Consider the following 9832-nt stretch of genomic DNA (forward strand, 5'->3'; position numbering starts at 1 on the left):
CGTCGAGGCGCCACGACCGATCAGCCAGACGGATGCCGCGGCGACGAGCAGCGCGAGCCCCCAGCCGATGGCGATGAACTCGGCCCAGCCCCACGCGTAGCCGACCGCGAGCGCGGCGACGCTGCCGGCGATGGTCGCCCAGCCGACCGGCGTGACCACGCCCTGCACGGCACGCGCCCACCGGGTGATGACGCCTGCGGCGGCGAGGACGCCGATGACCACGCGACCGATGACGACCGCGAGCAGGCCCTGTGTCTTGGCCTCCTCGGGGATCGTCGTGCGGGTCTGGGTGAAGCTCACACGGCCTGCCTGCTGGAGGGAGGCGGCGTCTCGATGAGCACCTGGGCGATCATGTTCGAGGTCGTCACGCCGTCGAACTCGGCCTCGGGGTCGAGGATGAGGCGGTGTGCGAGCACCGGTTCGGCGAGCGCCTTGACGTCGTCGGGCACGACGTAGTGCCGTCCGCGTCCGGCGGCGTGGGTCTTGGCCGCGCGGATGAGGGCGAGCGCTCCGCGGACGCTGACGCCCAGACGCACCTCCCGGGCGGTCCGGGTGGCGTCGACGAGCCGGGAGACGTAGTCGTGGATGGTCGGGTCGACGTACACCGTGCGGGCCAGGGCGGCCATGTCGACGATCTCCGTCGCATCGAGCTGTGACGGCACCCGCTGGTCGTGCGCCCGTTGGTCGGCGCCCTCGAGGATGCGGATGGTCGACGCGTGATCGGGATACCCGATCGACGAGCGCATGAGGAACCGGTCGAGCTGCGCCTCGGGCAGCCGGTAGGTCCCCGCCTGCTCGACGGGGTTCTGCGTCGCGATGACCATGAACGGATGTCCCACCGGGTGCGTCCGGCCGTCGACGGTGACCTGGCCCTCCTCCATGACCTCGAGCAGCGCCGACTGCGTCTTGGGGCTGGCGCGGTTGATCTCGTCGGCGAGGACGATGTTCGCGAAGATCGGACCGGGGTGGAACTCGAACACGCCGCTGCGCTGGTCGTAGACGGTGACGCCGGTGATGTCGCCGGGGAGCAGGTCGGGCGTGAACTGCACCCGGTTGCTGGTGCCCGCGACCGACTGCGCCATGGCGCGCGCGAGCGACGTCTTGCCGGTGCCGGGCACGTCGTCGAGCAGCAGGTGGCCCTCGGTGAGGAGCGCCGTGAAAGCCAGGCGCACGACCCGGTTCTTGCCGAGCAGCACCTCCTCGACGGCGCCGACCAGTCGGTCGAGGTTCGCGGCGAACCGCGTCGCCTCCTCGGGGGTCATCGTCATCGTTGCTCCTCGCTCATCGGTTCCAGTACCTGGCGGTCACACCCGCGACCTCAACATCCAACCAGACCCGGTCCGCCTCGTTCGCGTCGGGCACCTGGCACGTGTTCGCCGACTGCGCGTTCCTCGCGTTGCGACCGTCCTCGGTGCCGCAGCGGAACGCGGCCGGCAGGCCCGAGTTGTCAGGGGGGGCAGCCCAGGACCAGCTCTTGGATGCCGCATCCCACACCCGGCTGGGCAGCGCGAACGTCAGGGACGGGCTCGCGCTGGACGGCATGATCGCCGACCACGGCCCGCAGCTGCCCCAGACCGAGCAGGAACGCACCTGGAAGCGGGCCGACTCGCCGAACGGCCGATTCAGGAGTGCGCGGAGCCAGCCGGACCCGCGGAATTCGGTGGGCTGCCCGAGCTGGGCGCCGTTGCCGTCGACGGCGACGATCTGCAGGCGGGGCGCATCCGCTTCGACGCTGGAGACGTAGCGGTCCCACGTCTCCTCGTTCATCCACGACATGTCGCTCTGCACGTTGTTCACCGCCCCGGGGGCCGGTCGGACGACGATGCCCGCCACCTCGGTGTTCACGCATGCGGCTCGGTTGAAGCCCCACACGACGAACGAGTAGCGCGTCGACTCGGTGACCGTACCGGAGAACTGGACGCTCGAGGCGTCGCCGCCGACCTGCACGACCTCGGCGACCGAGCCGCCGCTCGCGGGAGCGACCACCTGGCCTGGGGCGGGCGACGTGACCGAGCAGGCCTGTGGCCCCGAGGGTACTCCCGTCTGTCCATCGGCGAGTCGCTGCACGAAGTAGCCGCCGATCGCGTCGCCGTTCCCCTCGAACGGCGACCACGAGACCGTGACCGTGCCCGCGGCCGCGTCGCCGACCACGGAGATACCGCCTGCGATCGGGGATCCGAACGGGGTGCCGCTGCCCCCGGCCTCCGTCCAGGCCGCCAGCGCCGGGTAGGCCTGGTTCCTGGCGCTGACGGTGAACGGGACCTGCGTGCCGTTCGCGATGCCCTGGGACTCCGTCGCGCAGACGGTGGGGGTGCAGGCGGCTCCCGCGTCGACCTCGCTCGAGACGCCGCCGACGGTCACGACGTACGAGCCGACCTGGCTTCCGCCGCCGGAGTCGACCGGCGACCACTCGATGCGGAGCCGGCCGTCGAGCGGGAGTGCGCGAAGTCCCGCGGGCGGCGGCGGGATGACGTCCGACCAGATCGGTCCCGGCGCCTCGACCGCATCGGAGAGGCCGATGTCGTTGCGGGCCTGGATGCGCACGCGCACGGCGTTGCCCTGCCCGTTCCCGGGGGTCGGAACGGTGCAGGTCGTCGCCGCGCAGGACGACGTGTCGAGCACCTCGCCGCTTTCGGCGTCGACGAGCGAGATCTCGTAGCCGGTGATCGGCGAGTTGTTGAATCCGCCCGCGCCGAAGGCCACGTCGAGGGTGCGATCGCCGAACCCGGTCACCTGGGGCTGGGTCACCGGATCCGGCCGGTCCTGCACCGAGATCGTGACGGAGCCCCAGGCATACCTGCTGGGATCCTCGGTCGCGTCGGCGACCTGGTACTGGAGGGTCGTGTTGATCGGTTCCGCGCGCTGGTCGACGTCGACGGTGAGGGTCGACCGGTCGGCGCTCGGCACGACGCGGACCCCCGCGGGCAGGTCGTCGTCGAGGCCGGTCACGCGCACTACGCGCAGCGGCGTGCCCGGGAACGGGTTGGTGGCCCGGTCGTTCGCGAGCACGTCGATGGTCGTCGTGCGGCCGCGGGCGGTGACGGCGTAGTCGGCAGCGGGCTGGGCGAGCGGCCGCGTGGACGGCACCACGCGCAGCTCGATCCGCCCGGCGGTGCCCTCGTTGGCGTCGTCGCGCACGGCGATCGAGACGGTGGGCCCGCTGCCGTCCGTCCGGGTCGCCTCGGCGGCCGAGATCGTCAGCTCCTGGCCGTCGAGCGACAGCGAGAAGCCGTCGGGCCGCGGCTCGAGGATGCGGTAGGCCAGTTCGTCGAGGTGCTCAGGGTATGGGTAGGTGGTGAGCTTCACGAGGTCGATGGTCTTCGACTGGCCCGGCTCGAAGTCGATGACGCCGCCGCTGAACCTCGGCGGCTGGTCCTCGGTCGGCTGCACGTCGATGGGGATGACGATCGTGCCCGAGCGGCCGGCGGGATCCGTGCCGGACTCGCCATCGGTCACCGTCATCGACAGCGACGCCGGCCCGAAGTAGCCGGTCTCACTGCGGAACCGCACGGTGTCCTCGTCGACGACGAGTTCCGTGCCGTCACTGTGCGAGGCGCGCACGCTGGCCTCGTCGGCGATTCGAACCGGTCGCCCGGACGCGGCGATGACGTAGTCGTCGAGGTCGAGCACGACCTCCGCGCCGCTCCGCACCTCCACCTCGGGCGCGTCGCGCCGCAGCTGCGGCAGGGCGTCGTCGCGACCCGGCATCCAGATGAACGCGTACGAGACGACGGTCGGATCCTCGGGGTGACTCACCGAGAACGGGATGATCCTGCGACGATCCTGCACGGTGACGCGGATGCTGCCATCGCGGCGCACCTGCGCGCCGGAGTCGTAGCCCGCCACGAGCCCGACCGTCAGGTCTGCGGCGTCGCCGTCGGCCAGGAAGACATTGCGCAGCACCTCGACGTCGACCACGTCCTCATCGAGGATGTCGCTGAGGCTCAGGACCGTGTCGGATGCCTCGGGTCGCGCGAGCGGCGCGTCGTCGTCGGCGATGACCCGCAGGAAGGTGGAGGCCGTGCTCAGCCGCTCGTTCTGGATCGTGTAGACGAACGCCATCTCCCCCTCGGCGTCGGGCACCTGGACCCGCACCGTGTCGCCGTCGATCTCGCCGGTCGCCGCCGCGGTGTTGGGCTCGAGCGTCGTGATGGTGAGGGTGCCGCCGTCGGGATCGGAGTCGTTCTCGAGCACGCGCACCGAGATCGTGCGCCCGGGACGGACGGTGACCACGTCCTCGACGGCGATCGGCGGGCGGGCGCCGTCGAACTTCGGCGCGATGCCGACCCGGATGGACCCGATGGCGCGCGCTCCCAGGGCGTCGACCACCGAGTACTGGAACGTGTCGGTGCCGGCGGAGTAGTCGCCCGACTGGTACTCGAGCCAGTCCGCCCCGCGCCCGATGACCGCCCCGCGTTCGGGGTTGGACTCCTGGCCGAGCAGCTGCACGGAGTCGCCGTCGGGGTCGGTGCCGCCGAGCGGGATGGGGATCCGCACCTTCTCGCCCGCGATGACCCGTGCGGTGATCGACGGCGGGACCGGCGCGGAATTGGTCTCGGGATCCGCGTCGCGGACGGAGATGCTCACCGTGGCGGTCGCAGTCTGGCCGTCAGATGCCACGATGCGGTAGATCGCCTGGAACTCGCCGGCCTCGTCGGGCGCGTGGTACCGCAGCCGGTCGCCCGCAGCGAACAGGAATCCGCCGGCCGGCTTCTCGTCGAGTTCGGGGGCGAGCGTGAACGGCATGGCGTCGGGGTGCTCGTCGTTGTCGAGGACCCGGATGTCGATGACGTCGCCCGTGCGGGCGGCGATGGTGTCGGGCGCGGCGACCGGGGGCTGCGCCCGGGTCGGTAGCGGCACCTCGACGAGCGTCACCTGGCCGTCGGCTTCGGCGAGTCCGTTGCTCACGCGATACCCGACCGTGGTGGACCCGGTCGCGAGCGGTCGGTCGAGCGTGATGCGGAGGATCCGGTGGTCGACCACCTCGACGCGCACCCCCTCGTCCGCGGCGTCGTCGGTGATGCCGGTGACGATCAGCACGCCGCCCGTGGGGTCGATGTCGGTGGCGAGCACGTCGACGTCGACCGGCTGCTCGACGCGCAGGAACGCCGTGTGCGGCACCGTGATCGGCGTCGTGTCCCGGTCGGGCGGCGCCGAGACGTCGACGCGGACCAGGCCGGTGGCCGTCTGGGTCCCGTCGGTCACCGAGTACTCGAGGTAGTGGGTGCGCACGTCGGCGCTCGTGAAGCGGAAGCTGCCCCCGTCGAAGTCGGGCACGATCTGCACGTCGGGCTTGGCCGGCACCGCGCTCAGCCGGTAGGTCCCCGACCCGCCTCGGACGTGCCGCAGCGGATCGATCTTGATCTCCTCGCCGGCGGTGGCGAGCTCCACGAACGGCTCGGCGATGAGGGTGACGTCCCCGGGCGCGCGCACGGAGACGGTGAGCACGCCGTTGCCGGTGTCGCGGCCGTCGGAGACGGAGAGCCCCACGGTGCGGCCGGCGCCGACGCCGCCGGCCTCGTCGAACACGACGATGCCCTCGGCGGTCGACGAGAGCCGGTCGGGCGCATCGACGGCGGCCGACTCGAGGAAGAACGGGTCGCCGTCGGGGTCGATCCAGTCGCCGAGGACGGCGGTGGTCACGCGGCCCCCGGTCTCGACGGAGGCATGGTTCTCGCGCTGCTGGAGCGGGGGCGAGTTCTCCTCTGGATCGCGTACCGTGACGGCCGCCACGGCGTGCGCGGTGCCGCCACGGCCGTCGCCGACGGTGTAGCCGAACGACATCGTGCCGGATGCGGCGTCATCCAGGGTGAGCTGCAGCTGCTGGTTGTTCGACACCCGGTCGAGTCGTGCGCCGGGCGGCAGCTCGCCGTCGATGGCGTCGACGACGAGGACGTCGCCGTTCGCGTCGTAGTCGTTCAGCAGCACCGGCAGCAGCGTGGAACGGCCGGGCCGGGCGCCGAGCTCATCGTCGACGGCGATCGGCGCGACCTGCGACTTCTCGATGGTCGGCTGCGTCTCGGGATCGTTCTGCTCGATCGTCTCCTCGTCGCGCTGGGTGGCGAGGAGCTCGGCCCAGTTGTCGATGAGCGCGTAGCCGGCGGCCGCGGCCCACGTGCGGCCGGACTTGCGATCGTTCAGCACGAGGGTGGTGCCGTTCACCGCGAAGGCGAGGGTGCCGCCGGGTGCGGCACCGTCGAGCCGGACGATCTCCCCGGGGTCGTCGGGCGCGCACGAGCGCCACGCATCCCGGCCCCATGCGGCGTGGAGGCATCCGTCGTGCATGATCGGCGCCGCGGGGGTCCCGGTCATTCCGTCGCGGACCACGGTCGGCTCGCCGCCGTCGAGGTCGACGCTGATGAGGCCTCGCCGTGATGCGATGGCCACCGTGTCGCCGGAGAGCGCAGGAAGCTGGAGCACCGGATCGTCGGTGGTGTCGAGCACGTCCGAGAGATCGACCTCGTGCCCGTCGAGGAACAGCCTGCGGGAGTCGGCGTCGAGGACGACCCACCGCTCGCCGACGGACGTGATCTGCACGTCGGGGTCGCCGTCGAGCGGGCGCACCTGCCACCGCGCGGCCACCGTCTCCTCGTCGGCCGCGTCGACGCGCGCGACATCGCCAGTGGACGGCGTGTAGGCGAACAGCACGCCGGCCGGATCGACCGACGTCACGGCGCCCGCTCCGAAGGTCAGCGAGGGATCGGCGTCGCTGTCGAAGTCGCCGAATCCCGACGCGGGGACGGACCAGACCGCGCCGCCCGACGCGACGACGACCCGGTCGCCGGCGAGCGCGAGGGTCGTCTCCTCTGGCGGCACCGCGACGGACTTCGTGATCTTCGAGGTCGTGGGGTCGACGATGCCGACGCTGGCGCGATCCTGGTCGAGCACGAGCACCGTCGCGCCCTGCTGCAGGACGTCCGACGTGGATCCCCCGGTCTCGACGACCGAGTTGAGCTCGAGCACGGCGGTGTTCGCACGACCGACCGACTGGAGTTCGTCGTTGACGACCCAGACCGAGGCGTCCCCGAGGTCCATCCGCTGCGCCGCGTATCCGCCCGAGGCGACGGCGACGCCGGCGACCACGGCGACGACGGCGGTGACCGCCCCGACCGTGGCCAGGGCCGACCGGTGGCGTCCGAGTTGCGGAACCCGCATCATCCGACGCCCTCCTCGACGTCGACGCAGCGCTCCGCGCTCGCGGCACCGGACTTTCCGTCGCGCGTGACGGTGACGGTGGCGCACACCCGGTCGCCGTCCGCCGCGGTCATGACGTAGCTCGCCTCGCGCTGCATGGGGGAAGGCACGCCGTCGACCGAGACGACGTACGCGTCGCCGCCTTCGATACCGGGGTCGTCCCATGAGAAGGTCACCGTGGTGCCCTCGACGGTGCCGTGCACGTCGGTGACGACGGGGATGCCCCTCGTGCCCTGCACCGCGGCGAAGACCCCGGCGCCGACGAGCACCACGATGAGGGCCGCCGCGATCGAGATGCCCCACACGACCCGCTTCGTGCTCGGCGGCGCCGTGCGGGCACGGCCGGTCGTGTCGTCATGCGGTCGGGTGTCCGTCCTCATGACGGTGCCGGAACCGCGCGCCGCCGAACGGCGCGTGCGTCGGCGGGAGCCCTTCCCCTCGGCGACCGCGTGCTGCCCGCCGATGCGGGTGCGCTCGTCGAGGTCGACGGCGGTGGCGAGCGCCCAGTCGTCCATCGCCACCTCGAGCGGCGTCTGGAGCAGGCCGAGCTCCTCCTCGACGGCCTGCAGGTCCCTGATGAACTCGAGCGCGCTGGCCTGGCGGTCCTGGGGCCGATTGGACATCGCCCGCGCGAGCACCCGTTCGAGGCTGCGCGGCACGTCGACGCGACCCGTCGGCGCCGGCTTGGCCTTCTCGATGCGACCCATGAGCGCGGCGGTGCCGTTGTCGCCGCCCGGGACCTCGAACGGGCTTCGGCCGGCGATGAGCGAGTAGACGGTCGCGCCGAGCGACCACACCTCGCTCGCGACGGTGCCCGAGACGTCGTCGTGCAGCACCTCGGGCGCCGACCACGGGATGGAGAGGCCGACCGCCTCGCTGGTCTCGGCCTCGCCCAGGGTCGACGCGATGCCGAAGTCCGACAGGACGGGATGTCCGTAGGCGGTCGTGAGGATGTTCGACGGCTTGATGTCGCGGTGCAGCACGCCCTGGCGATGCGCGGTCTCGACGGCGCTGGCGATGCGGACGCCGATGGAGAGCACCTCTGGGAGCGGCAGCTGCACCGCCCGGTACCGCTGGCCGAGGGTCGACGAGCAGTACTCCATCACGAGGTAGGGCCGTCCGTCGGCGGCGACGCTCGCCTGGTAGACGGTGAGGATCGACGGGTGCGACGAGAGCTGCGCCATGAGGTTCGCCTCGGCCTGGAACATCTGCCTGAGCTCGTCGTTGACGACCTCGGCGAGCAGCACCTTGACGGCCACGAGCCGCCTCGGCATGTTCTGCTCGTAGAGGAAGACGTCGGCGAAGCCGCCGGATCCGAGCACCCTGATGAACGCGAACCCGGGCAGGTTCGGCGGGGTGGACGGCAGACGCCTCGTCACGTTCCTCCCAGCCTCGGGTGCGTCGGCGCTCGGAGGTCCGGCGGGCGCCCGGTGCCCCCATTGTAGATTGGGCCGCGGATGCCGCACCTGAGCGTGTGCAGAAGCCGCCGCGGCGCGGCATCCGTCAGTCGAGGTCGCTGTCGTCGCCGCGACCGCGCAGGATCGCACCGGCGGGCCGCACGACCTTCAGCACGTCGACCACGACCACCGTGACGTTGTCGCGTCCCCCGTTGCCGAGTGCGGCCTCGACGAGCTGGCGTGCGGCCTTCTCGGGCTTCTGGTTCGCCACGAGGAAGTGGCGGATGCCGTAGGCGGTGAGCTCCTTGGTGAGCCCATCGGAGCAGATGAGGAGACGCATGCCCTCCTCCACGGCGATCGCGCGGTAGTCGGGGATCGGCGCCTCGTGGAATCCGACCGCGCGGGTGATCACGTTGGAGTGCGGGTGCGTGTCCGCCTCCTCGCGCGTGATCTGGCCGGCGTCGACGAGCTCCTGCACGATCGAGTGGTCGACGGTGAGCTGCTCGAGCACGCCGCCGACCAGGCGGTACACCCGCGAGTCGCCGATGTTGAACACGATCCACGCCGGCTCGTCGGAGATGGCTCCGAGGGCCGCGCCGGTCACCGTGGTGCCGCTGCCCTCATCGGTGACGCCCGCCCCGCGGCCCATGTCCTGCACGGCGAGCCGGAGGGCCGAGTCGATCTCGGGCGTGCCCATCATGAGGCGGCCGCCGTGCTCGGCCAGCCGGGTCACGACCGCAGCGCTCGCGAAGTCGCCCGCGGCGTGGCCGCCCATGCCGTCGGCCACGGCGAAGATGGGCGCCTGTGCGACGAAGCTGTCCTCGTTGACCTCGCGTCGGAGCCCGGTGTCGGTCACGGCGGCCCAGGCGATGGTCACCTCGGTGCCGTCGGGCAGCGTGATGCGGTGCTTGGCGTTTCCGTTGCCGATCTGCGTCACGGCGCTGCCTGCTGTCTGCTCGGTTCGCTCGAGGGGGGAACGACGGGGGCGGGGAGGATCTCGACGATCGTATCGTCTCCGAGGTCGAGTCGGGTGCCCGGTGCGACGACGATCGATTCGCCGGCGCGCATGCGCCGTGTGCCCGACCTTCCGTGCACCGTGGTGCCGTTGGTGGATCGCAGGTTGGCGTAGCGACGGCAGCGCCGCCACCATGCGGGCCGACCGGCGTCGCACAGGCCAAGGCAGCAGACGTGTCAAAGCTGACCGCCTGCAAAGAAGGTTCAGTCGTCATCAGTGACACGGA

General features: G+C 71.7%; 4 protein-coding genes and 1 pseudogene. All 5 read right to left on the reverse strand.

The features are described 5' to 3' along the window. A pseudogene (locus GH736_RS10860) lies at positions 1 to 300 on the reverse strand (hypothetical protein); the annotation flags it as partial. Next, entirely contained in the window at positions 297 to 1268 is a 972-nt protein-coding gene (locus GH736_RS10865) for an AAA family ATPase (protein WP_159603114.1), read from the reverse strand. The pseudogene GH736_RS10860 and the gene GH736_RS10865, both read right to left, overlap by 4 nt. 13 nt (positions 1269 to 1281) lie before the next feature. After that, positions 1282 to 7158 carry an Ig-like domain-containing protein gene (locus tag GH736_RS10870; protein ID WP_159603116.1) on the reverse strand — a complete coding sequence of 1959 codons (5877 nt, stop codon included), beginning with the start codon at positions 7156 to 7158 and terminating at the stop codon, positions 1282 to 1284. Further along, complete coding sequence (locus GH736_RS10875) at positions 7155 to 8573, reverse strand: serine/threonine-protein kinase (protein WP_159603118.1); 1419 nt, start codon at positions 8571 to 8573, stop codon at positions 7155 to 7157. The genes GH736_RS10870 and GH736_RS10875 overlap by 4 nt, the downstream gene beginning before the upstream one ends. A 124-nt stretch (positions 8574 to 8697) precedes the next feature. Beyond that, entirely contained in the window at positions 8698 to 9528 is an 831-nt protein-coding gene (locus GH736_RS10880; RefSeq protein ID WP_159603120.1) for a PP2C family protein-serine/threonine phosphatase, read from the reverse strand. Positions 9529 to 9832 lie beyond the last annotated feature (304 nt).

The sequence above is a fragment of the Agromyces humi genome, assembly GCF_009720255.1.
GTDB lineage: Bacteria > Actinomycetota > Actinomycetes > Actinomycetales > Microbacteriaceae > Agromyces > Agromyces humi.

What these genes read in the sequence shown, in the direction of transcription:
- GH736_RS10865 (WP_159603114.1), bottom strand. Translation starts at nt 1,268, where the DNA reads ATGACGATGACCCCCGAGGAGGCGACGCGGTTCGCCGCGAACCTCGAC.
- GH736_RS10870 (WP_159603116.1), bottom strand. Translation starts at nt 7,158, where the DNA reads ATGATGCGGGTTCCGCAACTCGGACGCCACCGGTCGGCCCTGGCCACG.